Origin of the sequence: Streptomyces sp. NPDC060194, assembly GCF_042728285.1 — a bacterium.
In the GTDB taxonomy this organism is placed as follows: Bacteria; Actinomycetota; Actinomycetes; order Streptomycetales; family Streptomycetaceae; genus Streptomyces.
The window spans coordinates 1-24,255 of the sequence record NZ_JBHWZH010000035.1 but is presented as its reverse complement, the minus strand read 5'-3'; the positions used below and the strand labels follow the sequence as shown (position 1 = coordinate 24,255).

Below are 24,255 nucleotides of genomic sequence, written 5' to 3'. Positions count from 1 at the left end.
TCCTTCGGCCGTGCGGGCGTGGTCGGTGACCAGCCTGTACGGACCGGGCGGCCCGGCCCGCCCTCTCGGGGGACTTGAACCCGAAAGGGGGACGGGGGCTGCGGGAGGGGGGTGCCGGGTGCTATGGCTTCCGGGGCTTCGCCCCGGTTTCCTCCCCCACCCGCCCCTTCCCCAAGTCCCTCGCCGGGCGGCATTGCGCCTGGCGGCGCGTACCGGGCTACGCCCGGTGGCCTCAATCGCCGGCCGGGCTGAAATTTGTGCGGCTCGGCGTCGAAGTTGGCACCTGGCTGTGCCCACAGCGCCGAGCGCCAACGACCTTTGCGCCCGCCCCGGCCGGGCTACGCCCCTCGGATCACCAGCGCGCGCCGCAAGTCGTCGAGTTGGTCGGTGAGTTGGCGGCGGAGCGCCGGGGTGAGGGCGTCCTCGGCGAGGGTCTTCTCGCCGAGGCGGAGGGTTTCGGGGGTGGCGGCGAAGCGAGGGAAGGCGTGGCGGCCCGCGGCGACGGCGAGTGCGGGGCCGCGGCGGGTGGCGAGCGCGGGGGCGTCGGTGAAGAAGCGGGTGGCGTAGGGGGCGGTGAGGTCGGTCTGGCCGGGCTGCCAGAAGCCCTGCGCGGTGGCGGTGAAGAGGTAGTTGGAGAGGTCGTCGGTGTCGAAGAGCGCCGACCAGGCCGCGGCCTTGGCGTCGGGGGTGGGCAGGGCGGCCCGGCAGCGCGCCGCGCCCTCCTGCCCCGTGGCGCTGGTGTCGCGGGCCAGTTCCGCGGCGATCGCGGCCTCGTCGGTCTCGCCGAGGGCGGCGAGTCGGCCGAGGATGCTCCAGCGGAGTTCGGGGTCGAGGTCGGGGCCGCCGGGCACGCTGCCGCCGTCGAACCAGTCGCGGATGCCGTCCGGTTGGGTCGCCGCGGCGATGAAGTGGCGGACGGCGGTGAGCCGCAGGCCCGGCGCGTTGCCGTCCTCGGTGCGGCGCAGGATGTCGCGGCAGAGGTCGGTGACGAGGGCGAGCGCGGCGGGCCGGTCGTCGTCGGCGAGGTAGCGGTCGGTGATCTGGGTGGTGGCGAAGGCGAGGACGCCCTGGACGACGGCGAGGTCGCTCTCGTGCGGCAGGTGGGCGCGGGCGGCGTCGAGGTAGGCGGCGGGGGCGAGGACGCCGTCGCGGACCATGTCGCGGGCGGCGTTCCAGACGACGGTGCGGCTCAGCGGGCGGGGCAGCGAGGAGAGGCCGGCGAGCGCGGCGGTCCAGGACGCGGCGTCGAGGCGGACCTTGGCGTAGCTGAGGTCGTGGTCGTTGAGGAGGACGAGATCGGGGCGGCGGCCGGGGTGCGTCGGGGCGTCGTCGGAGGACGGGCCGGGCACGTCGATCTCGAAGTCCTCGCGCGGGACGAGCCGGGTGGGCTCGACGAGGTCGTGGTCGTAGGCGCCGACGGTGATGCGGTGCGGGCGGCTGCCGTCGCGGTGGACGGTGAGGCGCCAGCCGGATCCTTCGGTGACGGGTTCGGGGGTGAGGGTGTCGATGCCGGTGGTGCGCAGCCAGGCGTCGGCCCAGGCGTGGACGTCGCGGTCGGTGGCGGAGGCGAGGTTGTCGATGAAGTCGGCGAGGGTGGCGTTGCCGAAGCGGTGCCGGGTGAAGTGGGCGTTGATGCCGGCGAGGAAGTCCTTCTCGCCGAGCCAGGTGACGAGTTGGCGCAGGGCGGAGGCGCCCTTGGCGTAGGAGATGCCGTCGAAGTTGAGGAGCGCGGAGGCGGTGTCGGGGACGGCCTCGGGGTCGGGGGCGACAGGGTGGGTGGAGGGCCGCTGGTCGGCGTCGTAGCCCCAGGCCTTGCGGGCGATGCCGAAGTCGGTCCAGGGGTCGGCGAAGCGGGTTGCCTCGGCGACGGTCTGGTAGCCCATGTACTCGGCGAAGGACTCGTTGAGCCAGATGTCGTCCCACCACTGGAGGGTGACGAGGTCGCCGAACCACATGTGGGCCATCTCGTGGGCGATGGTGACGGCGCGGGTCTGGCGCTGGGTGTCGGTGACGGCGGAGCGGAAGACGTACTCGTCGCGGAAGGTGACGAGGCCGGGGTTCTCCATGGCGCCGGCGTTGAACTCGGGGACGAACGCCTGGTCGTAGGAGTCGAACGGGTAGGGCTCGTCGAACTTCTCGTGGTAGCGGTCGTAGCAGGCGCGGGTGATGTCGAGGAGTTCGTCGGCGTCGGCCTCCAGGTGGGGGGCCAGGGAGCGCCGACAGTGCAGGCCGAAGGGGAGGCCGGCGTGCTCGGTGGTGACCGAGTGCCAGGGGCCGGCTGCGACGGCGACGAGGTAGGTGGAGATGCGCGGGGTGCGGGCGATCGTCCAGCGGCCGTCGCCGTGCGGGGTGGCGACGCCGTTGCCGAGGACGGTCCACTCCTGCGGGGCGGTGACGCTCAGGTCGAAGACGGACTTGAGGTCGGGCTGGTCGAAGGCGGCGAAGACGCGTTGGACGTCGTCGAGGAACAGCTGGGTGTAGACGTAGGTCTCGCCGTCGCTGGGGTCGGTGAAGCGGTGCATGCCCTCGCCGGTGCGGGAGTAGCGCATGTCGGCCTCGACGGTGAGCCGGTGCTCGCCGGCGGTGAGGCCGGTCAGCGGGAGCCGGCCGTCGGTGAGGCGGGCCACGTCGAGGGGCTCTCCGTCGAGGGTGGCGGAGTGCAGCGCGGCGGGCTTGAGCTCGACGAAGGTGTCTCCGGCCGCGCGGGCGGTGAAGCTGATGGCGGTGCGGGAGGCGAAGGTCTCCTCGCCGCGGGTCAGGTCGAGGTCGACCGTGTACCCGTGGACGTCGAGGAGTGCGGCTCGGGTCTGCGCTTCGTCGCGCGTCAGTACGGACATGGGGACATGCTGCCTGATGGGCGGTGTCCGGCGCACGGGGGTACGGAATGGCGTGGGGCGCGCGCGGGCGGACACACGCGCGGGGGCCCCTGGGTCAGGCGGACCGCTCGGTGTCCGGGCGGCCGCCGGCGATGGTCTCGTGGTGGCGGATGACCTCGGCGATGATGAAGTTGAGCAGCTTCTCGGCGAACGCGGGGTCGAGGTTCGCGGAGAGGGCGAGCTGGCGCAGCCGCTCGATCTGGCGGGCCTCGCGGGCCGGGTCGGCCGGGGGGAGCTGGTGGCGGGCCTTGAGGTGGCCGACCTGCTGGGTGCACTTGAAGCGCTCGGCGAGCATGTGGACGACGGCGGCGTCGATGTTGTCGATGCTCTCGCGCAGCCGGTCGAGCTCGGCCTGCACGGACCCGTCGATTTCGCTGGTGGTCATGGTGGGCAAGCCTACGTGCCGCGATCTTCGCCCGCCGCACCGCGCGGGGGCGACGGCGGCGGGCGGGCGCGGGCGGTGGTCGGTGGCCCGCTCCACGGTGGTCGAAGCGCTCGGAACCGGGGCAGAACGAAGGGGGCGGGTGCGTCGGGGAGGCGTGGGGCGAAGGGGGCGGAGGATGGCTGGAGGCGGGCCGGTGGAGCACGGCTTCCCGCATCTGGGGACGGTGCGGTCGGCGGTGACGGCGCTGTACCGGCGGCTGTCGTACGACACGGTGCGTACGTTCGACACCAGCGTCGCCGCGGGGGACGTGGCGTTCGCCGACGCGGACGACCTGCACCTGGGGGTGCAGCGGGTGGCGCGGACGATGGTGCGGCACCTGCGGCTGCCGGACGCGCGGGTGGTCGTCACGTTCCGGGAGATGGAGCACGCGGCGAACGTCGAACTGGCGGGCGGGCCGGAGTACTTCATCGAGCTCAACGACCGGTTCAGGCACCACCGCAGGGACATCGGGGCGGCGCTCGCCCACGAGGTGATGCACGTCTACCTGCACCGCCTGGGCCTCTCCTTCCCCGGCACCCGGGACAACGAGATCCTCACCGACACGGCGACGGCGTACCTGGGCGCGGGCTGGCTGCTGCTCGACGCGTTCCGCGAGGACGCCGACTCCAGCCAGAAGCTCGGCTACCTGACGCCGGAGGAGTTCGGGTTCGTGCTCGCCAAACGGGCCCGGCTGTTCGGCGAGGACCCGTCGGTGTGGTTCTCCAGCCCGCAGGCGTACACGGCGTACGTGGCGGGCCGGGAGGCGGCCGGGCGGGACGTCCGGCAGCCCCCGCTGACGGCGGCCGGCTGGGCGGGCCGGCGGCGCTACGCCCGCGACCGCAGGGCGGGCCGGGCGGGCGCGGACGCGCCTTACGCGTTCGACGCGGACCCGCCTCGGGTGTCGTTCCCCTGTCCCGCGTGCCACCAGCGGATACGGCTTCCGGTGCGCGGCCGGGTGCGGGCGCGGTGCGGGCTGTGCCGGTCGGTGTGGGAGTGCGACACCTAGCCGGTCGTTCGCCCCGGCCGTCTGCTTACAGTCATGGGATGACGCACGACCCGAGCGCCGCCCTGACCGACGCCGTCGACACCGGTGACGAGGACCTCGTCCTGCGGCTGCTGCGCTCCGGGGCGGATCCGGAAGGGGTCGGGGAGGACGGGGAGACGCCGTTGTACCGGGCGGCGGTGCGGGAGGAGGCGGGCTGTGTCCGGCTGCTGCTCGCGGCGGGCGCTCACCCGGACCGGCCGTCGGGCGTCGACGCGGACGAACTGCCGCTGTGCGCGGCGGCGGTGAGCGGGGACGCCGGGACGGTGCGGGCGCTGCTCGCGGGCGGGGCGCGGCCGGATCTGCGCGAGGGGTTCGGGTTCACGGCGCTGGTGTGGGCGGCGCAGCTCGGGCACACCGAGGTGGTCGCGGCCCTGCTCGCGCACGGGGCGTCGCCCGACCTGGGGGTGCCGGGCGGTGACCCGCCGCTGGTCCTCGCGACCCGGCGGGGCTCGGTCGGGTGTGTGCGGGCGCTGCTCGGCGCGGGGGCGGGCGGGGTCCGGGCCGCGCTCGCGGAGGCGCTGCGGTGGGCGGGGCTCGACGCGGAGGGTGAGCTGCGCCGGGTGGTGGAGGAGGGGGCGTCGGAGCCGGGCGAGACGGTGGTGCGGCGGTTCGTCGAGGCGGGCGGGGTGACGCTGGTCGCGGAGCGGTTCGTGGCGGGCCGGCCGGTGCGGGGCGCGGAGCAGCAGACCGGGCACGCGGCGATAGCCACGCTCCTGGAGGAGGCGCTCGGGGTGCGGGTCTCGTTCGCGGCGCTGGCCGAGCGCGCCCTGCGGTGCGGCGACCCCCGCCTGGACGGCTGGACGGTGCCGGTGCGCGCGCTGCGGGCGCTCGGCGACGAGGAGACGCTCCGGGCGGCGCTGGTGTGGTGCGGGAGCGACGACCCGCTGCGGCAGACGCTCGGCGCGGAGGTCCTTGCCGGCCTCGGCCTCGACGGCCCGGGCCGGCCCCCCTTCGCCGCCCGCGCCCTGGGCCCTCTCCTGGAGCTCGCCGACCGGGCCGAACACGACCTCCTCCTGGCCCACGCCCTGACCGCGCTCGCCGCCCAGCACGACCCGGCCGCCGTGCCCGCGCTCCTGCGCCACGCCGGGAGCCCCTCGGCCCCCGTCCGCCGCGCGGTCGCCGCGGGGCTGGGCGTCCTCCCGTTCGGCGCGGCGACGGGAGCGGCCGGGAGCGACGGCCGCCGCCCGGCCGGCAGGGCCGACGGTGCGTCCTGGTGGGCGGCCCCCACCGCGGACCGCCCGGTCCGGCGGGACGCCCCCGGCTCGGCCGGGTCCGGCAGCGCGAGCGCCGCACCGGGCGCGCAGACGGCGGACGGGGCCGGCGGGTGGGCCGTCGGCGGCACGGGACCGGCGGGCGGCCCCGGTGCGGGCGCGGACCGGGCTGCCAGGCCCGCTCTCCCGGTGCGCAACGCGCCGGGCGGTGGGGGGCGCGGGTCGGGCGCGGCCGCGGAGGGAGGTCCGGGGGCGACGACGGGGGCGGACCCGGTCGTCGCCCCGCTGATCGTGCTCAGCCGCGACCCCGACGACGAGGTGCGCGCGCACGCCTGCGCGGCGCTGGCGCGGCCGGGCGAGGACTCCCCCGCGGTGCGGAGTGCCCTGGCGGACCTCCGCCGCGACCCGCGCCGCGAGATCGCCGCGCGGGCCGCGCTGGGGCTGGCGCTCCGTCAGGACGTGCGCTGCATACCGGCCCTCGAGCAGCTCCTCGCCGACGAGCCCGCTGGCAGCCCCGCCCGCGTCCTCGCCGCCTCCGCCCTCCCCCACCTCACCGACGACCACGTCCGCGCCCGCCTGTCACACACGACACCCCGCCGCCCGGTGACGTGAGTCCCGGCCGGGTCAGTCGAGCGGCTCGCCCAGGAGGACCCGCAGCCAGCGGGCGGACTGGGGGGCGGTCGCGGCGGCGACCGCGCCCTGCTGGGGGAAGAGGCGCGCCCAGGAGCAGGCGCGGCCGACGGGCGCGAGGCGCACCGCGAGGTCGAGCGCGCGCTCGAGGTCGGGGCGGGACCGGGTGCCGTCGGACCAGGCGTCGAGGTGGACCGCGCGGAGGCGCGCGACCGTCGCGGGGCCGAAGCGGCGCTCGACGACGCGTGAGGTGACGAGGAAGCTCGCGAAGGGGTGGGCGATCATCGCGTCGCCCCAGTCGAAGAAGGTGTACCGGCCGGTGGCCGGGTCGGGGCCGAAGACCTGGTCGGCGTGCAGGTCGCCGTGGTCGACGGACGCGGGCACGCCGATCGCGGCCAGCTCCTCGCACCAGGCGGTGAAGCGGGGCAGCAGCGCGGTGAGCGCCGTCCGGTCGGCGTCGGAGAGCGCGGGAGTGGAGTCGAGGAGTCCGGCGAGGAGGCCGGGCAGGGCGTGCGGGCGTCCGTCGGGGACGCCGGCGGCTGCGAGCCGGTCGACGTGCGGGGCCACGGTCTGCTGGAGCGCGGCGTACTGCCGGAGGGGGGCCTCCCAGAGCCGGACGCCCTCCCCGTCGGAGGTCCCCGCCGCGGCGACCGCGTCGGCCAGCAGCACCCCCGCGTGCTGGGGCAGCAGCGCCCACCCCTCGCCGGCGTCGACGGCCAGCGGCAGCAGTACGTCGGCGGGTGCGATGTCGGAGAGGACCTGCCCGAGCCCCGCCTCGAAGGCGGACCCGGCGGGGTTCGCCTTGAACCAGACGGTCTGCGCGCCCCCGTCCCCGGCCCGCACCGGAACCCTCAGCAGCACGGACCACGGCCGCACCCGTACGGCCGCCCGCCCGTCGACCCGCAGCCCGTGCCCGTCAAGGGCGTCCTGCACCCAGTCCGTGACCCGCACCCGCCAGGCCGGGTCGTCCCACGGCGTCGAGACGCCCGGATAGTCACCGTGATCGACCTGGTCGGGCAGGGTGTCGTGTCGCATCCGCCCATCCCAGCACACCGCCGGGGCCCACCCGCAACCGCGTTTCGGCCGACGACGGACCGGTGGCACACGCGAAGGGGCGGGGCCGGACACCGTCCGACCCCGCCCCGAGAACCCCGCGCGCGAGAACCCCGCGCGTCAGGCGGCCGCGCGGCCGCCGCCGCGCGAGCCGCGCCCGCGACGGCGGCCGGGCGAACCGGCACCGGTGCCGGCGTTCGCGCCCGTCCCGCCCGACGCCGGACCGCGTCCGCGGCCCTCGCCCTGGGGCCGCCGGCCCGCCCCGGCGGCCGCGGCCGCCGAACCCTGTCCCTGCCCGCGGCCGCCGGCCCGGGTAGAACCCGTACGCCCCGTGCCGCCGGCGGACCCGGCCGCCTCGCCGCGCCGCGGACGCCCGGCCGCGGCCGAGGCGCCCGAAGCGGACGCCCCCGCCGAGGAGGACCGCCGCCGCCTGCCGCCGGAGGCCTTCGGCTCCGCGACCGCCTGCTGCGGCACCTCAAGGACGACCGGCACCCCCGACGGCTCCCGCGCCCCGGTGATCCGGACGAGCTCCTCGTCGCCGGACTTCACCCGCGCGGTGTGCGGGGTGATGCCCGCGTCGCTCATCAGCTTGGTCATCTCGCGCTTCTCGTCGGGCAGGACGAGGGTGACGACGCTGCCGGACTCCCCCGCCCGCGCGGTGCGGCCGCCGCGGTGGAGGTAGTCCTTGTGGTCCATGGGCGGGTCCACGTTGACGACGAGGTCGAGGTCGTCGATGTGGATGCCGCGCGCGGCGACGTTGGTCGCGATGAGCGCGGTGACCTGACCGTTCTTGAACTGGTCGAGGGTCCGGTTGCGCTGCGGCTGCGAGCGACCGCCGTGCAGCGCCGCCGCCCGCACCCCGCTGGCGAGGAGCCGCTTGGCGAACCGGTCCGCGCCGCGCTTGGTGTCGACGAACATGATCACGCGGTTCTCGCGCGCGGCGATCCGGGTGGCGACGGCCTTCTTGTCCGTCTCGTCGATGACGTGCAGCACGTGGTGGACCATCGTGGTGACCGCGCCCTGGGAGGGGTCGACGGAGTGCACGACGGGGTCGGTGAGGAACTGCCGCACCAGCCGGTCGACGTTGCGGTCGAGCGTCGCGGAGAACAGCATCGTCTGCCCGCCGGGCGCGACCTGCTTGAGCAGGGCGGTGACCTGCGGCAGGAACCCCATGTCGGCCATCTGGTCGGCCTCGTCGAGGACGCTGATCCGCACCTCGCCGAGTGCGACGTCGCCGCGCTCGATGAGGTCCTTGAGCCGGCCGGGCGTCGCGACGAGCACCTCGGCGCCGCGCCGCAGCGTGGCGGCCTGCCGGGTCAGCGAGAGCCCGCCGACGACGGTGGCGAGCCGCAGGTTGACGGCGGTGGCGTACGGGGTGAGCGCGTCGGTGACCTGCTGGGCGAGCTCGCGGGTCGGCACCAGGACGAGCGCGAGCGGGGCCTTCGGCTCGGCGCGCAGGCCCGCGGTGCGGGTGAGCAGGGCGAGGCCGAAGGCGAGCGTCTTGCCGGAGCCGGTGCGGCCGCGGCCGAGCAGGTCGCGGCCCGCGATGGAGTTGGGCAGGGTGGCGCCCTGGATCGGGAAGGGCTCGGTGACGCCCTGCGCGGTGAGGGTCTTCAGGAGCGCCGCCGGCATGTCCAGCTCGTCGAAGGCCGAGACCGCGGGGAGCGGAGGTATCACGCTCTCCGGAGTTGCGAAATCACCCTGCGGGGGGACGGCCTTGCGCCGGGTTCGGCCGCCCGTGGAGCCCTGGGCCTTGACCGAGGTCCTGGCGGCCTGGGGCCGACGGGTGCCGCCGCGGGGCGGACGAGAGGACTGAGTCATACAGCGAATGCCTTTCGGGAAATGCGGGGGCGGCACCGGGATGCGGCGGCACAGCAGAAACCGGGGCCCGCACCCAAGAGGTGCGGGCCCCGGCTACGACGCGTCGAACGCGATGTTCCTGCGATCAGGCGGGAACGATGTTCTCGGCCTGCGGGCCCTTCTGGCCCTGCGTGACGTCGAAGGAGACCTTCTGGCCCTCCTGGAGCTCACGGAAGCCCTGGGCGTTGATGTTCGAGTAGTGGGCGAAGACGTCGGCGCCGCCACCGTCCTGCTCGATGAAGCCGAAGCCCTTTTCCGAGTTGAACCACTTCACGGTGCCAGTAGCCATGACATTTCTCCTGAGATAGGTCTGCGGTCCCATCCGGATAATGCCGGTAAAACACATGTGCGCCTGAACGTCTACATTCCCGTCAGGCGCACATAAAGTTCATGGGTACCAAAACTGCAACGGGCCCCACACTAGCACGCACCCCCTCCGGCGCACTTCGCGACACTCAGTGGTGATCGCCGCCCTGCAGTGCGCGGTGCTCCTCGGCGGTCGGCTTCGGGATGTGCGCGTCGGGCCCGTAGAGGCCGCGGGAGAGCCGGGCGCGCAGCCGGTCGGCGGGGCGGACGCGGCGCCGGACGCCGTTCGCGTCGACGGTTGGCCCGAGCTCGATCGCGGGGGGCTGCTCGTGGGCGGTGCGGGTGTAGAGCTCGCCGGGGGTGAGCGGGGTGTGGACCTCGACGTACTCGCCGTGCGGGAGGCGCTTGATCGTGCCGGACTCCCGGCCGTGCAGCACGACGTCGCGGTCGCGGCGCTGGAGGCCCAGGCAGATCCGGCGGGTGACGACGAACGCGAGGACCGGGACGACGAGGATCCCGATCCGGACGAACCAGGTGATCGCGTTGATGGAGAGGTGGAAGTGGGTGGCGACGATGTCGTTGCCGCCGCCGATCAGGCAGACGCCGTAGAGGCTGAGCCAGGCGACGCCGAGGCCGGTGCGGGTGGGGTTGTTGCGCGGGCGCTCGGCGATGTGGTGCTCGCGCTTGTCGCCGGTGATCCAGGCCTCGACGAACGGGTAGACGGCGATGGCCGCCATGACCAGCGGGAAGAGCGAGAAGGGGATGAAGACGCCGAGCTGGAGCGTGTGGCCGAAGGCGTCGATCTCCCAGGCGGGCATCACCCGGATCAGCCCCTCGGAGAAGCCGAGGTACCAGTCGGGTTGCGCACCGGTGCCGACGAGGTCGGGCCGGTAGGGGCCGATCACCCACACCGGGTTGATCGTCGCGACCGCGCCCATGATCGCGAGGACGCCGAAGACGAGGAAGAAGAACCCGCCGGCCTTGGCGATGTAGACGGGCAGGAACGGTGCGCCGACGACGTTGCGTTCGGTGCGGCCGGGTCCGGCGAACTGGGTGTGCTTGTGGACGAAGACCAGGATCAGGTGGGCGACGACCAGGCCGAGCATGATCCCGGGCAGCAGCAGGATGTGCACGGAGTAGAGCCTGGGGATGATGTCGGTGCCGGGGAACTCGCCGCCGAACAGGAAGAACGACAGGTAGGAGCCCACCACCGGGACGGAGAGGATCGCGCCCTGGGCGAAGCGGATGCCGGTGCCGGAGAGCAGGTCGTCGGGGAGCGAGTAGCCGGTGAGCCCGGTGATCAGGCCGAGCATCAGCAGGGTCCAGCCGAACAACCAGTTGATCTCGCGGGGTTTGCGGTAGGCGCCGGTGAAGAAGACCCGCATCATGTGGACGAGCATGGCGGCGACGAACACGAGCGCGGCCCAGTGGTGGATCTGCCGGATGAGCAGTCCGCCGCGCACCTCGGTGCTGATCTCCACGGTGGACTCGAAGGCGCGGGTCATGAGCACGCCCTTCAGCGGCTCGTACGACCCGTGGTAGACGACCTCGGCGGCGCTGGGCTCGAAGAACAGGGTGAGGTAGACGCCGGTGAGGATGAGGATCAGGAAGCTGTAGAGGCAGATCTCGCCGAGCATGAACGACCAGTGGTCGGGGAAGATCTTGCGCATGTTGGCCTTGGCGAGGCCGTAGATCCCGAGCCTGCTGTCGGCCCAGTCGGCGATCCGTTCGCCGGCGGGCGGCTCGGCGGGCCTGCCGTCCGCCTTCGCCGCGCCGTCGCGCGCCCTGCGGGTGCGGTCGCTCATGCGTCTCCCCCCTCGCCGCCCCGGCGCGGGCGGGTCCCGACCCGCCGGGCGGAGCACCCGTCCAGCGTAGACAGAAGGCGGGGGTGTGCCAACAGGTATGCAGAAAAGGGAAGTTGACGAATTTCACGGGCGTCCCCCGCGTCACGCGGACGGCCTCGCGGGCGGACTGACGGGGACTCACGGGACACGGGGGCGGGCGGGTGTTCGACGCCCCCGTACGCTGGGCCGGGTGAAGCGCGTCTCGTGGTGGTCCCTGACCCTGGTCCCGGCCCTGCTCCTGGTCGGCTGCACGCAGCCCTCGGACGACCGGGGCGATGACGCGAAGGCGGGCTCCGCGCGGACGTCCGCCGCGTCCGCCGGGCTCTCCGCCCCGGACAAGAAGGACCTCGCCCAGCGGCTCGTCTCCAGCGCGGAGAACTCCTCGCTGGACTGGCGCGCGCAGTTCGGGTACGTCGAGGACATCGGCGACGGGCGCGGCTACACGGCCGGGATCATCGGCTTCACCACGGGCACCCACGACCTGCTCGCCCTGGTGGAGCGGTACACGCAGGACCACCCGGACAACGGTCTCGCCCGCTTCCTGCCCGCGCTGCGTGCCGTCGACGGCACGCCCTCGCACGAGGGTCTGGGCGGGGCGTTCACCGCGGCCTGGAAGGCGGAGGCGAAGGAGCCGGCGTTCCAGGACGCGCAGATCGCGGCCCGCGACCGCGGCTACTTCGACCCGGCGGTCGCGCTCGCGAAGCGGGACGGACTCGGGACGCTCGGTCAGTTCGTCTACTACGACGCGATCGTGGTGCACGGCCCGGGCGAGCAGCCCGAGGCGTTCCACGGCATCCGCAGGGCGGCGATGAGGAAGGCGGCGACGAAGGCCGAGGGCGGTGACGAGACCGCGTACCTGAACGCCTTCCTCGACGAGCGGCGCAAGGTGATGCGCGGCGAGAAGGCCCACCGGGACACGAGTCGCATCGACACCGCCCAGCGGGCCTTCCTGAAGGCCGGCAACCTCTCCCTGGACACCCCGCTGACCTGGTCGATGTACGGGGACGAGTACCGGATCCCGTAGCCGCCCGGGGCCGGCCGGGGCGGCTGCGGGAGGGGTCAGCCCTTGACCGCGCCCGCCGCGAGGCCGGAGGCGAGCCGGCGCTGCACGACCACGAAGAAGATCAGCACCGGCAGGGTGACCAGCGTGGAGCTGGCCATGACCGGTCCCCAGGAGGTCGAGTTCTCACCGAAGAACTGGAAGATCCCCACCGCGGCGGTGTACTTGTCGTTGCCCTTCATGAACGTGTACGCGAAGACGAACTCGTTCCACGCGGTGATGAACGCGAAGACGCTGGTGGCGACGAGCCCGGGGGCGACCAGCGGCAGCAGCACCGAGCGGAACATCCGCCACCAGGAGCAGCCGTCGATGTACGCCGCCTCCTCGACCTCCTTCGGCACGGTCTGCACGAAGCCGCGCAGGGTCCAGATCGCGAAGGGCAGCGAGAGGGCGATGTAGACGATGGTCAGCCCGAGCAGGCTGTCGAGCATCTCGTAGTCCCGCATCTGGATGAAGAGCGGGATGACCAGGGCCTCCAGCGGCACCATCTGCACGATCAGCACCATGACGAGGACCGAGGTGCGGAAGCGGAACTTGAACCGGGCGACGGCGACGGCCGCGAACAGCGCGAGCACGGCGGCGGCCAGCACGGTGCCGAGGCCGACGACCGCCGAGTTCAGCAGGTAGGTGCCGAAGTTGCCCTTCTCGAACACGAACGTGAAGTGCTCGAAGGACAGGCCGCCGGGCAGCAGGTCGGCGCCGCGGTTGCCGGCGCTCGGGTCGAGCGCGGTGGACACCATCCAGTAGACGGGGAACAGGGTGAAGACCAGCAGGGCGGTGACGCCGGCGCCGAGGCCGATCCGTGCGGTCGTGGAGGGGCGGCTCACAGGTCCTCGTCCCCTTGCTTGAAGAGCGTGCGGATGTACACGACGGTGATGGCCAGGAGCAGCAGGGTGAGCAGGACGGCGGCGGCCGCGCCCATGCCGTAGTCGTTCTTGGCGAACGCCTGGATGTAGGAGTAGACGCCGAGGTTGTAGACGTCCTCGTTGGAGCCGCTGCCGCCGGGCATGACGAAGATCTGGGTGAAGACCTTGAAGTCCCAGATGGTGGACAGGATCGTCACGACCAGGAAGACGGGCTTGATGGTCGGGACGGTGATCTGCCAGAACCGCTGCCAGGCGTTGGCGCCGTCGAGCATGCCGGCCTCGTAGAGCTCCTTGGGGATGGTGAGGAGCCCGGCGAAGACGGTGATGGCGACGAACGGGAAGCCGTGGTGGACCACGTTGAGGGTGGCGATGGCGTAGAACGGCAGCCGTTCGGTGAACCAGTTGGTGGTCTCGGGGTCGATCAGGCCGAGGGATCCTGCGATCTGGCTGGCGAGGCCGTCGTCGGGCTGGAAGAGCCAGATCCAGACGTAGGTGCCGGTGACGGCGGGCATCGCCCAGGCCGCCATGATCGCGGTGGAGCAGATGACCCGCCAGGTGGTGCCGAGCCGGTTGAGCAGCAGGGCGACGACGGTCCCGAGGGCGACGGTCAGGCCGACGCAGGCGACGGCGAAGAAGACGGTGTTGGGCAGGACCGTCTTCCACAGCAGTTCGCTGCTGAGCAGCGTCGTGTAGTGGTCGAGGCCGGTCCAGGTGCCGACGCCGCCGCCGAACTTGACCTCGTAGTCCTGCAGGGAGAGCTTGCCGACCTGGATCAGCGGCCAGAGCAGCAGTCCGGCCAGCACGATCAGGGCGGGGGCGAGCAGCAGCCAGGGGCGGGTCAGCGCGGTGGCCCTGCGGCGCCGCCGGGCGGCCTCGGAGCGCGGGTCGGGCGGGCGTACGGCCGCGGTCCGCACCGGGGGGCCGGCCTCGGGGGCCTGGCCGCCGGGGAGCGTTGTCTTCATGGGTGTACCTCGGGTGGGGGCCGGTCGCACGGGTCGGGTGCGGCCGGGACGAACGGGGAACGTGGCCGAGGGCCGGAGGGGCGGGCGACCACCCCTCCGGCCCCGGGCGGGCGCGTTCCTACTCGCTCTTCGCGAAGATCGCGTCCATGTCCTTCGCCGCCTTGTCGGCCGCGGCCTGGACGCCCATCTTGCCGTTGAGGATCGACTGGATCATGCCGGTGACGACCTGCGAGGCCTGGATCTCGCCGTACGCCTTGGTCTTCGGGACGGTGGCGCCGGCCTCCAGCATCTGCGTGGCGAACGGCTCGACCAGCGGGTCCTTCGCGGCGGCGATCTTCTCCAGCTCGGAGTTCTGGCCGGGGAAGTAGTTGGTCTCCTTCGCCCACTTCGACGCGAACTCACCGGTGGTGAGCAGCTTGACGAACTCGAAGGCCAGCTTCTGGTTCTCGCCCTTGAAGGTGGAGAGGTACGAACCGCCCAGGAAGGAGCGGGACATGCCGCCGTCGGGGCCGGGCATGGGGACGGCGCCGAGCTTGTCCTTGAGGTCGGGGTTGGCGTCGGTGAACGCCTTCGGGGTCCAGTTGCCGGAGATGGACATGGCGACCTCGCCCGCCTTCCAGGCGTCGCCGACCTCCTTCTCGGTCCAGGTGTTGACCTTGGCCGGGGAGACCTTGTCCTTCTTCGCGAGGTCCGTGTAGAACTGGATGCCTTTCACGGCCTCGGGCGAGTTGATCGCCGACTTCCACTTGCCGTCCTGCTCGGTGGCGAGCTCGCCGCCCGCGCCCCAGATGAAGGTGGTGGCGTACATCTCCGCGCCGCCGGCGACGGGGAAGGAGACCATCTTGGGCTCCTTCTCCTTCAGGGTCTTCGCCGCGGCCTGCAGCTCCGTCCAGGAGGTCGGGGCCTTGAGGTTGTGCTTCTCGAAGACGTCCTTGCGGTAGAGGACGGAGCGGACGCCCGCGTACCAGGGCATGCCGTACTGCTTGCCGTCCAGGGTGCCGGCGTCCTTCAGGCCCTCGACGAGGTCGTCGCTGAGGCCGGACTTCTCCACCTCGGCGCTGACGTCGACGAGACCGCCGGTGGCGGCGAACTGCGGGACCCAGGTGGTACCGACCTCTGCGACGTCGGGGACCTGCTTGGGGCCGCCCTCGATGGCGGTGGTGAACTTCTTCTGGGCGGTGGCCCACTGCTGGTACTCGACCTTGACGGTCGCGCCGGTCTTCTTCTTGAAGGCGGCGGCGGCCTCCGCGAAGAACGGCTTGGCGTCGGGGTTGGTGCCCTCCATGATCCAGACGGTGAGGGTCTTGCCCTTGCCGTCGGTCGAGCCGCCCTCCGCCTTGTCCCCGCTGTCGCCGCCGCACGCGGTGGCCGTCATCCCGAGGGTCAGGGCGATCCCCGCCGCGAGGACTCGTCGCTTCATGTGGTGCTCCCCATGTGCCGTGCCGAATACCTGTGGTGTCGCGGGGGTGAGTCTGTTGCAGGAACGAGGGTGTGGTCCAGACCCTTTGAAAGGAGCGGGACCGAACCGTAATGCGCGTTGCGCCCTGCGCAATGATCGCTACGCGGGACGCAACACGCCTGATGGAAGGCCTGGTTGGCGTCACAGGTATAGACCTCTCGACCCCTGCCGGACACCCCGCCCATTGTCCGCCCGGCGCCCGCTCCCCCGGCCCTCGGACGCGCCGGAACCGCCCCCGGACATACCGCGGCGCCCGCCTGGTGTCCGGTCGGGGACGGTAGGCGGGCGCCGCGTTCAGTTCCGTACGCCGTTGTACGGGACGTCTGTGGTCGTCCCCGGGGCGGGGACGGGCGGGGGTCAGACCATGAGCGAGCGGTCGGTCGGCCTGACGGGCGCGGGCAGCTCGCTCGCGCCGGTCAGGAAGCGGTCCACGCCGCGGGCGGCCGAGCGGCCCTCGGCGATCGCCCAGACGATGAGCGACTGGCCGCGGCCGGCGTCGCCGGCGACGAACACGCCGGGCACGTTCGTCTGGTACTCGGCGTCGCGGGCGATGTTGCCGCGCTCGTCGAGCCCGAGGTCGAACTGCTTCACGAGACCGTTCGACTGGTCCGTACCGGTGAAGCCCATGGCCAGGGTCACGAGCTGGGCCGGGATGCGGCGCTCGGTGCCGGCCTTCTGGGTCAGCCTGCCGTCCACGAACTCCACCTCGACGAGGTGCAGCGCGGCCACGTTGCCGTCCTCGTCACCCTCGAAGTGGGTGGTGGAGACGGAGTAGACCCGCTCGCCGCCCTCCTCGTGCGCGCTGGTGACCTTGTAGAGCATCGGGAAGGTCGGCCAGGGCATGTTCCCCGGGCGTTCCTCGGACGGCCTCGGCATGATCTCCAGCTGGGTGACCGAGGCCGCGCCCTGCCGGTGCGCCGTGCCGACGCAGTCCGCGCCGGTGTCGCCGCCGCCGATCACGACGACGTGCTTGCCCTCGGCGGTGATCGGCGGGGCGACGAAGTCGCCCTCCTGCACCTTGTTCGCGAGCGGCAGGTACTCCATCGCGTAGTGGATGCCGTTCAGCTCGCGCCCCGGAACGGGCAGGTCGCGCGAGACGGTGGCGCCCGCGGCGATGACGACCGCGTCGTAGCGCCGGCGCAGCTTCATCGCGTCGATGTCGCGGCCGATCTCCACGCCGGTGCGGAACTTGGTGCCCTCCGCGCGCATCTGCTCGATGCGGCGGTTGATGTGCCGCTTCTCCATCTTGAACTCGGGGATGCCGTAGCGGAGCAGCCCGCCGATCCGGTCGGCCCGCTCGTAGACGGCGACCGTGTGGCCGGCCCGGGTCAGCTGCTGGGCGGCGGCGAGACCCGCCGGGCCCGAGCCGACGACGGCGACCGTCTTGCCGGACAGCCGCTCCGGCGGCTGCGGCCTGACGTCGTTGCGGTCCCACGCGTTGTCGATGATCGAGACCTCGACGTTCTTGATGGTGACCGCCGGCTGGTTGATGCCGAGCACGCACGCCGACTCGCAGGGGGCCGGGCACAGCCGCCCGGTGAACTCCGGGAAGTTGTTGGTGGCGTGCAGCCGCTCGGAGGCGGCCGTCCAGTCCTCCCGGTAGGCGTAGTCGTTCCACTCGGGGATCAGGTTCCCGAGCGGGCAGCCGTTGTGGCAGAACGGGATGCCGCAGTCCATGCAGCGGCCGGCCTGCTTGCTGATGATCGGCAGCAGCGAGCCGGGGACGTACACCTCGTTCCAGTCCTTGACGCGCTCGCCGACGGGGCGGGTCTGCGCGACCTCGCGGCCGGTGGTCAGAAAGCCCTTGGGGTCAGCCATGGGTCGCCGCCTCCATCATCTTCTCGGTGGTCTCCCGCTCGGAGAGACCGGCGAGCTCAGCGGCGTCCTTGGCGTCGAGCACTGCCTTGTACGTGGTGGGGATGATCCTGCTGAAGCGCGCGAGCGCCGCGTCCCAGTCGGCGAGCAGCTTCTCGGCGACGGTGGAGCCGGTCTCCTCGGCGTGGCGGCGCACGACCTCGTGCAGCCACTCCTTGTCGGAGTCCTCGAGCGGGCTGACCGCCTCCTGGTTGCCGGCGTTGACGTTCGCCGGGTCGAGGTCGATCACGTAGGCGGTGCCGCCGGACATGCCGGCCGCGAAGTTGCGCCCGGTCTCGCCGAGGACCACCGCGTGGCCGCCGGTCATGTACTCGCAGCCGTGGTCGCCCACGCCCTCGGAGACCACCAGGGCACCGGAGTTGCGGACGCAGAACCGCTCGCCGGTCCGGCCGCGCAGGAAGATCTCGCCGCCGGTGGCGCCGTAGGCGATGGTGTTGCCCGCGATGGTGGAGTACTCCGCGAGGTGGTCGGCGCCGCGGTCCGGGCGGACGATCACGCGGCCGCCGGACAGGCCCTTGCCGACGTAGTCGTTGGCGTCGCCCTCCAGGCGCAGGGTGACGCCGCGCGGCACGAACGCGCCGAAGGACTGGCCGGCCGAGCCGGTGAAGGTGAGGTCGATGGTGTTCTCGGGCAGGCCGGCGCCGCCGAACTTCCGCGTCACCTCGTGGCCGAGCATGGTGCCGACCGTCCGGTTGATGTTGCGGACGGCGACCTGCGCGCGGACCGGCAGCGCGGCCTCGGCGGAGTCCGCGCCGAGCGCGTCGGCGGCGAGCTTGATCAGCTCGTTGTCGAGCGCCTTCTCCAGGCCGTGGTCCTGGGCGGCGATCTGGTGGCGGACGGCGTTCTCGGGCAGCTCGGGCACGTGGAAGAGCGGGGCGAGGTCCAGGCCCTGCGCCTTCCAGTGGCTGACCGCGCGCTGGGTGTCGAGGAGCTCGGCGTGGCCGACGGCCTCCTCGATCGAGCGGAAGCCCAGCTCGGCGAGGAGCTCGCGGACCTCCTCGGCGATGTAGTTAAAGAAGTTGACGATGTACTCGGCCTTGCCGGAGAACCGCTCGCGCAGCACCGGGTTCTGGGTGGCGATGCCGACCGGGCAGGTGTCGAGGTGGCAGACGCGCATCATGACGCAGCCGGAGACGACGAGCGGCGCGGTCGCGAAACCGAACTCCTCGGCGCCGAGCAGGGCGGCGATGACGACGTCCCGGCCGGTCTTGAGCTGGCCGTCGGTCTGCACCACGATCCTGTCGCGCAGACCGTTGAGCAGCAGCGTCTGCTGGGTCTCGGCGAGACCGAGCTCCCAGGGGCCGCCCGCGTGCTTGAGCGAGGTGAGCGGGGAGGCGCCCGTCCCGCCGTCGTGGCCGGAGATCAGGACGACGTCCGCGTGCGCCTTGGAGACACCCGCCGCGACCGTGCCGACGCCGACCTCGGAGACCAGCTTCACGTGGATGCGGGCCGCCGGGTTGGCGTTCTTGAGGTCGTGGATCAGCTGGGCGAGGTCCTCGATGGAGTAGATGTCGTGGTGCGGCGGCGGGGAGATGAGCCCCACGCCCGGCGTCGAGTGCCGGGTCCTCGCGACCCACGGGTAGACCTTGTGGCCGGGCAGCTGGCCGCCCTCGCCGGGCTTCGCGCCCTGCGCCATCTTGATCTGGATGTCGTCCGCGTTGACCAGGTACTCGCTGGTCACGCCGAAGCGGCCGGAGGCGACCTGCTTGATCGACGAGCGGCGGGCCGGGTCGTAGAGCCGCTCGGGGTCCTCGCCGCCCTCACCGGTGTTGGACTTCGCACCGAGCTGGTTCATGGCGATCGCGAGCGTCTCGTGCGACTCCTGGGAGATGGAGCCGTAGGACATCGCGCCGGTGGAGAACCGCTTGACGATCTCGGAGGCGGGCTCGACCTCGTCCAGCGGGACGGGGGTGCGGCCGGACGCGAAGCCGAAGAGGCCGCGCAGCGTCATCAGCCGCTCGGACTGCTCGTTGACCCGCTCGGTGTACTTCTTGAAGACGTCGTAGCGGCCGCTGCGGGTGGCGTGCTGGAGGCGGAAGACCGTCTCCGGGTCGAACAGGTGCGGCTCGCCCTCGCGGCGCCACTGGTACTCGCCGCCGATCTCAAGGGCGCGGTGCGCGGAGGGGACGCCGGAGGCCGGGTAGGCCTTGGCGTGGCGGGCCGCGACCTCCTTGGCGATGACGTCCAGGCCCGCGCCGCCGATCTTGGTGGCGGTGCCGTTGAAGTACTTCTCGACGAAGGCCTCGTCCAGGCCGACGGCCTCGAAGACCTGCGCGCCGCGGTAGGAGGCGACGGTCGAGATGCCCATCTTCGACATGACCTTCAGGACGCCCTTGCCGAGGGCGTGGATGAGGTTGCGGATGGCCTGCTCGGCCTCGACACCCGGCAGGAACGTTCCGGCACGGACGAGGTCCTCGACGGACTCCATCGCCAGGTACGGGTTGACGGCGGCCGCGCCGTAGCCGATCAGCAGCGCGACGTGGTGCACCTCGCGGACGTCGCCGGCCTCGATGAGCAGGCCGACCTGGGTGCGCTGCTTGGTGCGGATGAGGTGGTGGTGGACGGCCGAGGTGAGCAGCAGCGAGGGGATCGGGGCGTGCTCGGCGTCGGAGTGCCGGTCGGAGAGCACGATGATCCGGGCGCCGTCCGCTATGGCGGCGTCGACCTCGGCGGTGATCTCCTCAAGCCGCGCGGCCAGCGCGTCGCCGCCGCCGGAGACCCGGTAGAGGCCGGAGAGGGTGGCGGCGGTCAGGCCGGGCATGTCGCCGTCGGCGTTGACGTGGATGAGCTTGGCCAGCTCGTCGTTGTCGATCACCGGGAAGGGCAGGGTGACGCTGCGGCAGGACGCGGCCGTCGGCTCCAGGATGTTGCCCTGCGGGCCGAGGCTGGAGCGCAGCGAGGTGACGAGCTCCTCGCGGATGGCGTCCAGCGGCGGGTTGGTGACCTGCGCGAACAGTTGGGTGAAGTAGTCGAAGATCAGCCGGGGGCGCTCGGAGAGCGCGGCGATCGGCGAGTCGGTGCCCATCGAGCCGAGCGGCTCGCCGCCGGTCCTCGCCATCGGGGTGAGGATGACGCGCAGCTCCTCCTCGGTGTACCCGAAGGTCTGCTGGCGGCGGGTGACCGAGGCGTGGGTGTGCACGATGTGCTCGCGCTCGGGCAGGTCTCCGAGACCGATCTCGCCGGCTTCGAGCCACTCCGCGTAGGGGTGCTCGGCGGCGAGCTGGGCCTTGATCTCGTCGTCCTCGATGATCCGGTGCTGGACGGTGTCGACGAGGAACATCCGGCCCGGCTGGAGGCGGCCCTTGCGGACGACCTTGGAGGGGTCGATGTCGAGGACGCCGACCTCGGAGGAGAGCACGACGAGGCCGTCGTCGGTGACCCAGTAGCGGCCGGGGCGCAGCCCGTTGCGGTCGAGGACCGCGCCGACCTGGGAGCCGTCGGTGAAGGTGACGCAGGCGGGGCCGTCCCAGGGCTCCATCATCGTGGAGTGGTACTGGTAGAAGGCGCGCCGGTCGGCGTCCATGGAGGCGTGGTTCTCCCAGGCCTCCGGGATCATCATCAGGACGCTGTGCGGGAGGCTGCGGCCGCCGAGGTGGAGCAGCTCCAGGACCTCGTCGAAGGACGCGGAGTCGGAGGCGTCGGGGGTGCAGACGGGGAAGATCCGGTCGAGCTGGTCCTCCCCGAAGAGGGACGATGCCAGCTGCGACTCGCGGGCCCGCATCCAGTTGCGGTTGCCCTTGACCGTGTTGATCTCGCCGTTGTGCGCGACGAACCGGTAGGGGTGCGCCAGCGGCCACGACGGGAAGGTGTTGGTCGAGAAGCGGGAGTGCACCAGCGCGAGCGCGGTGGCGAAGCGGCGGTCGGAGAGGTCCGGGAAGAACGGCTCCAGCTGGCCGGTGGTGAGCATGCCCTTGTAGACCAGGGTGCGGGCGGAGAGCGAGGGGAAGTAGACCCCGGCCTCGCGCTCGGCGCGCTTGCGCAGCACGAACGCCTTGCGGTCGAGCGCGAGGCCGCTGCTGGTGCCGTCGGCGACGAACAGCTGGCGGAAGACCGGCATGGTGGCGCGGGCGCCGTTGCCGAGCAGCGCGGGGGCGACCGGCACCTCGCGCCAGCCGAGGACGGTCAGGCCCTCGGCGGCGGCGATCGACTCGACGGCGGCGGTGGCGGCCTCGGTCTCGGCGTCCCCGACCGGCAGGAAGGCCATGCCCACGGCGTACTCGCCGGCGGCCGGCAGCGCGAAGTCGGTGGCGTCGTCGAGGAAGGCGTGCGGGACCTGGAGCAGGATGCCGGCACCGTCACCCGAGTCGGCCTCGGCGCCGGTGGCACCGCGGTGCTCGAGATTGCGCAGTACGGTCAGCGCCTGCTCGACCAGTTCATGGCTGGCCTCACCGGTCAGGGTGGCCACGAACCCGACACCGCAGGCGTCGTGTTCGTTACGGGGGTCGTACAGTCCCTGCGGGGCAGGGCGACCGTCCATGGGCGACCAGGCGTGGGTACGCATCGGCTCTCCCGTCGTCGTCGTGGCATATGCAGATACCGAGGGACGACGTTGGCCCTGGCGAAATTTCGTGCAGGTTACATGATGGCAAGCTTCCCGAAAAGTGGATGACGCATTCCATCATGCGGACACCGCTCGGGGCGGTGCCGGGAGGAGCCTGCACGGGTGGCGCGATGGCCGCCGGCACTCCATCCCGACGGGGTGTCGGGCCGGAGCAGGCGTCGTTGCCCGCGGTGCTCACAGCTCATGCCCATCGGTCGACGGATCGAAACCGCCGGGTAACGAGTGGTTGTGCGGGCTCCTGTATAGGAATGCACTATAGGGCGGCACCGAACAGGCTGCCCAGGGCGTACGTCACACCGGCCGCCGCGCCGCCAAGACCCAGTTGGCGCAGCCCGCTGTACCACCAGGAGCGCGCCGTCACCGCGGAGACCACCGCTCCGGCGGCGAAGAGGCCGACGAGTGCGAGCAGCACGGCCGGCCAGAGCGCCGTGGCGCCGAGCAGGTAGGGCAGCACGGGGAGCAGCGCGCCGAGCGCGAAGGCGCCGAAGGAGGAGACGGCCGCGACGGTGGGCGAGGGCAGGTCGTCGGGGTCGACGCCCAGCTCCTCGCGGGCGTGGATCTCCAGCGCCTGCTCCGGGTCCTTCGACAGCTGCACGGCCACCTCGCGGGCGAGCGCCGGCTCCACCCCGCGGGCGACGTAGAGCGCGGCGAGCTCCTCCATCTCGTCGACCGGGTGCCGGCGCAGCTCCCCGCGCTCGACGTCCAGCTCCGCCTGGACCAGCTCGCGCTGCGAGGCGACGGAGGTGTACTCGCCGGCCGCCATGGAGAAGGCTCCGGCGGCCAGCCCGGCGAGGCCGGTGACCACGATGCCGCGGGGGCCGACCGCGCCGCCGGCGACTCCGGTCATCAGCGCCAGGTTGGACACCAGGCCGTCCATCGCGCCGAACACGGCGGGCCGCAGCCAGCCGCCGTTCACGTCGCGGTGCGTGTGGTTGTCGCGGTGCGCCACGTGCAGGGGCGCTTCGTTCTCGATGACGGACATGGCTCGATCCTACGTTCGATGTAAGTGCCGTTCCAGACAGTTAGGCCTTACTTACCCCGGCGCCGCCGAGCCCTCCGGGCGGCCGCTCGCATGACGTGCGGGCGGCTCGCGATTGCCCTCCGCGGCCCGTGGAAGAGATCCCGGAACCACCCGACGGCATCGGGCCCGATCTGCGGGGCATGCTTATCGATCATCCGTTCCCGACGCACCGCCCACCGCCCCCACCGACAGGACCCGCCCGCCCCGCACGACCGACCCTGGGAGACGCACGCCATATGACCACCATCGCCGTCCTCGGCAGCGCCAACATGGACCTCGTCGCATACGTCGACCGTGCCCCGGAGAAGGGCGAGACGATCACCGGGCGGGAGTTCCGGACCGTCCCCGGCGGCAAGGGCGCCAACCAGGCCATCGCCGCGGCCCGCGCGGGCGGCGACACGGCGATGATCGGCGCGGTCGGTTCGGACGAGCACGGCAGGCTGATGCGGACCACGTTCGAGCAGTCCGGCGTCGACACCACGCTGCTGCGCACGGTCCAGGGCCCCAGCGGGACCGCGCACATCGTGGTCGACGAGGAGGGAGCCAGCGCGATCGTCGTCTTCCCCGGCGCGAACGGCCTGGTCGGCGGGCTGGCCGCGGGGGACGAGAACTTCATCGCCGCCCACGACACCCTGCTGCTCCAGCTGGAGATCCCGCTCTCCGGGGTCGTCGCGGGTGCGGAGGCCGCCCGCCGCCACGGGGTGCGGACGATCCTGACCCCGTCCCCCGCCCAGGAGCTGCCGCCCGAGCTGTACGCGGCCGTCGACATCCTCGTCCCCAACCACCACGAGGCGACCGCGCTGACGGGCCGCTCCGACCCGTACGCGGCGGCCCGTGTGCTCCTGGAGCGCGTCCCCGAGGTGATCATCACGCTCGGCCGGCAGGGCAGCCTCTACGCGAACCGGGAGGCGGAGCCGTTCCTGGTGCCGGCGCCGCAGGTGCGGGCGGTGGACTCGACCGGGGCCGGGGACACCTTCGTCGGGTCGCTCGCCGTGGCCCTCGGCGAGGGGCGGCCGATGTCGGAGGCGCTGACCTGGGCGGCGGGCGCGGCCTCGCTCTCGGTGCAGAAGGAGGGCGCGTCGTCCTCGATGCCGTTCCGCCAGGAGATCGACGCGGTGGCGGCGGGCGTGGCGGGCTGACCGCGCGGTAGGCGCGGCGGGGCGACCGCACGGCGAAGGGGGGCGGGGCCGGATGTCCGGCCC

Annotated in this window: 16 protein-coding genes; 4 read left to right on the top strand and 12 right to left on the bottom strand. The window is 72.7% G+C overall.

Annotated features, from left to right (window positions below):
- Positions 1–338 precede the first annotated feature (338 nt).
- Together pepN and ACFWEG_RS10555 are read right to left on the bottom strand one after the other, a co-directional pair.
- Entirely contained in the window at positions 339–2,837 is a 2,499-nt protein-coding gene (gene pepN / locus ACFWEG_RS10560; RefSeq protein ID WP_387211878.1) for an aminopeptidase N, read from the bottom strand.
- 94 nt (positions 2,838–2,931) lie between these two features.
- The gene (locus ACFWEG_RS10555) at positions 2,932–3,261 is read right to left on the bottom strand and encodes a chorismate mutase (protein ID WP_387211875.1); all 330 of its coding nucleotides are present in this window, start codon (positions 3,259–3,261) and stop codon (positions 2,932–2,934) included.
- A gap of 175 nt (positions 3,262–3,436) precedes the next feature.
- Here ACFWEG_RS10555 and ACFWEG_RS10550 point away from each other — a divergent pair, with 175 nt between their 5' ends.
- Both ACFWEG_RS10550 and ACFWEG_RS10545 read left to right on the top strand, forming a co-directional pair.
- Positions 3,437–4,306, top strand: coding sequence for a hypothetical protein (locus ACFWEG_RS10550; RefSeq protein WP_387211872.1), 870 nt, complete (start codon positions 3,437–3,439; stop codon positions 4,304–4,306).
- Positions 4,307–4,344: 38 nt separating this feature from the next.
- Positions 4,345–6,168, top strand: a complete 1,824-nt coding sequence (locus ACFWEG_RS10545; protein ID WP_387211869.1) for an ankyrin repeat domain-containing protein — start codon at positions 4,345–4,347, stop codon at positions 6,166–6,168.
- A gap of 12 nt (positions 6,169–6,180) precedes the next feature.
- On the opposite strand, the gene ACFWEG_RS10540 is transcribed toward ACFWEG_RS10545, so the two are convergent.
- The 4 genes from ACFWEG_RS10540 to ACFWEG_RS10525 all read right to left on the bottom strand — a co-directional run bounded on the left by ACFWEG_RS10540 (position 6,181) and on the right by ACFWEG_RS10525 (position 11,210).
- The gene (locus ACFWEG_RS10540; protein ID WP_387211866.1) at positions 6,181–7,221 is read right to left on the bottom strand and encodes an aminoglycoside phosphotransferase family protein; all 1,041 of its coding nucleotides are present in this window, start codon (positions 7,219–7,221) and stop codon (positions 6,181–6,183) included.
- A 138-nt stretch (positions 7,222–7,359) separates the two neighbouring features.
- Positions 7,360–9,060, bottom strand: a complete 1,701-nt coding sequence (locus tag ACFWEG_RS10535; RefSeq protein ID WP_387211863.1) for a DEAD/DEAH box helicase — start codon at positions 9,058–9,060, stop codon at positions 7,360–7,362.
- A gap of 124 nt (positions 9,061–9,184) precedes the next feature.
- Positions 9,185–9,388 carry a cold-shock protein gene (locus ACFWEG_RS10530; protein ID WP_210986900.1) on the bottom strand — a complete coding sequence of 68 codons (204 nt, stop codon included), beginning with the start codon at positions 9,386–9,388 and terminating at the stop codon, positions 9,185–9,187.
- Between the two features lie 166 nt (positions 9,389–9,554).
- Positions 9,555–11,210, bottom strand: a complete 1,656-nt coding sequence (locus tag ACFWEG_RS10525) for a cytochrome bc complex cytochrome b subunit (RefSeq protein ID WP_387211860.1) — start codon at positions 11,208–11,210, stop codon at positions 9,555–9,557.
- A 229-nt stretch (positions 11,211–11,439) separates the two neighbouring features.
- On the opposite strand from ACFWEG_RS10525, the gene ACFWEG_RS10520 reads away from it, so the two are divergent.
- A complete protein-coding gene (locus ACFWEG_RS10520; RefSeq protein WP_387211857.1) occupies positions 11,440–12,273 on the top strand; it encodes a chitosanase in 834 nt (277 codons plus the stop codon).
- Between the two features lie 35 nt (positions 12,274–12,308).
- Here ACFWEG_RS10520 and ACFWEG_RS10515 read toward each other — a convergent pair whose 3' ends face one another.
- The 6 genes from ACFWEG_RS10515 to ACFWEG_RS10490 all read right to left on the bottom strand — a co-directional run bounded on the left by ACFWEG_RS10515 (position 12,309) and on the right by ACFWEG_RS10490 (position 23,014).
- Positions 12,309–13,136, bottom strand: a complete 828-nt coding sequence (locus tag ACFWEG_RS10515) for a carbohydrate ABC transporter permease (RefSeq protein ID WP_387211854.1) — start codon at positions 13,134–13,136, stop codon at positions 12,309–12,311.
- Positions 13,133–14,137, bottom strand: coding sequence for a carbohydrate ABC transporter permease (locus ACFWEG_RS10510; RefSeq protein ID WP_387211851.1), 1,005 nt, complete (start codon positions 14,135–14,137; stop codon positions 13,133–13,135). The genes ACFWEG_RS10515 and ACFWEG_RS10510 overlap by 4 nt, the downstream gene beginning before the upstream one ends.
- Positions 14,138–14,255: 118 nt before the next feature.
- A complete protein-coding gene (locus ACFWEG_RS10505) occupies positions 14,256–15,557 on the bottom strand; it encodes an extracellular solute-binding protein (RefSeq protein ID WP_387211848.1) in 1,302 nt (433 codons plus the stop codon).
- Between the two features lie 396 nt (positions 15,558–15,953).
- Positions 15,954–17,414: a glutamate synthase subunit beta gene (locus ACFWEG_RS10500; RefSeq protein ID WP_387211845.1), complete on the bottom strand. Its 1,461-nt coding sequence runs from the start codon at positions 17,412–17,414 to the stop codon at positions 15,954–15,956.
- Positions 17,407–21,972, bottom strand: coding sequence for a glutamate synthase large subunit (gltB, locus tag ACFWEG_RS10495; protein WP_387211842.1), 4,566 nt, complete (start codon positions 21,970–21,972; stop codon positions 17,407–17,409). Before gltB ends, ACFWEG_RS10500 begins: the two co-directional genes overlap by 8 nt.
- A gap of 313 nt (positions 21,973–22,285) precedes the next feature.
- Positions 22,286–23,014 carry a VIT1/CCC1 transporter family protein gene (locus ACFWEG_RS10490; protein WP_387211839.1) on the bottom strand — a complete coding sequence of 243 codons (729 nt, stop codon included), beginning with the start codon at positions 23,012–23,014 and terminating at the stop codon, positions 22,286–22,288.
- A 275-nt stretch (positions 23,015–23,289) separates the two neighbouring features.
- Between ACFWEG_RS10490 and rbsK the strand changes: the two genes are divergently transcribed.
- Positions 23,290–24,192, top strand: a complete 903-nt coding sequence (rbsK, locus tag ACFWEG_RS10485; RefSeq protein WP_387211836.1) for a ribokinase — start codon at positions 23,290–23,292, stop codon at positions 24,190–24,192.
- Positions 24,193–24,255 lie beyond the last annotated feature (63 nt).

Bases quoted from the DNA above. Each gene is read 5' to 3' on its own strand.
- ACFWEG_RS10490 (WP_387211839.1), bottom strand. From the start codon at position 23,014: ATGTCCGTCATCGAGAACGAAGCGCCCCTGCACGTGGCGCACCGCGAC.
- ACFWEG_RS10510 (WP_387211851.1), bottom strand. From the start codon at position 14,137: ATGAAGACAACGCTCCCCGGCGGCCAGGCCCCCGAGGCCGGCCCCCCG.
- ACFWEG_RS10500 (WP_387211845.1), bottom strand. From the start codon at position 17,414: ATGGCTGACCCCAAGGGCTTTCTGACCACCGGCCGCGAGGTCGCGCAG.
- ACFWEG_RS10555 (WP_387211875.1), bottom strand. From the start codon at position 3,261: ATGACCACCAGCGAAATCGACGGGTCCGTGCAGGCCGAGCTCGACCGG.
- ACFWEG_RS10525 (WP_387211860.1), bottom strand. From the start codon at position 11,210: ATGAGCGACCGCACCCGCAGGGCGCGCGACGGCGCGGCGAAGGCGGAC.
- ACFWEG_RS10545 (WP_387211869.1), top strand. From the start codon at position 4,345: ATGACGCACGACCCGAGCGCCGCCCTGACCGACGCCGTCGACACCGGT.
- ACFWEG_RS10535 (WP_387211863.1), bottom strand. From the start codon at position 9,060: ATGACTCAGTCCTCTCGTCCGCCCCGCGGCGGCACCCGTCGGCCCCAG.
- rbsK (WP_387211836.1), top strand. From the start codon at position 23,290: ATGACCACCATCGCCGTCCTCGGCAGCGCCAACATGGACCTCGTCGCA.
- gltB (WP_387211842.1), bottom strand. From the start codon at position 21,972: ATGCGTACCCACGCCTGGTCGCCCATGGACGGTCGCCCTGCCCCGCAG.
- pepN (WP_387211878.1), bottom strand. From the start codon at position 2,837: ATGTCCGTACTGACGCGCGACGAAGCGCAGACCCGAGCCGCACTCCTC.
- ACFWEG_RS10505 (WP_387211848.1), bottom strand. From the start codon at position 15,557: ATGAAGCGACGAGTCCTCGCGGCGGGGATCGCCCTGACCCTCGGGATG.
- ACFWEG_RS10550 (WP_387211872.1), top strand. From the start codon at position 3,437: ATGGCTGGAGGCGGGCCGGTGGAGCACGGCTTCCCGCATCTGGGGACG.
- ACFWEG_RS10540 (WP_387211866.1), bottom strand. From the start codon at position 7,221: ATGCGACACGACACCCTGCCCGACCAGGTCGATCACGGTGACTATCCG.
- ACFWEG_RS10530 (WP_210986900.1), bottom strand. From the start codon at position 9,388: ATGGCTACTGGCACCGTGAAGTGGTTCAACTCGGAAAAGGGCTTCGGC.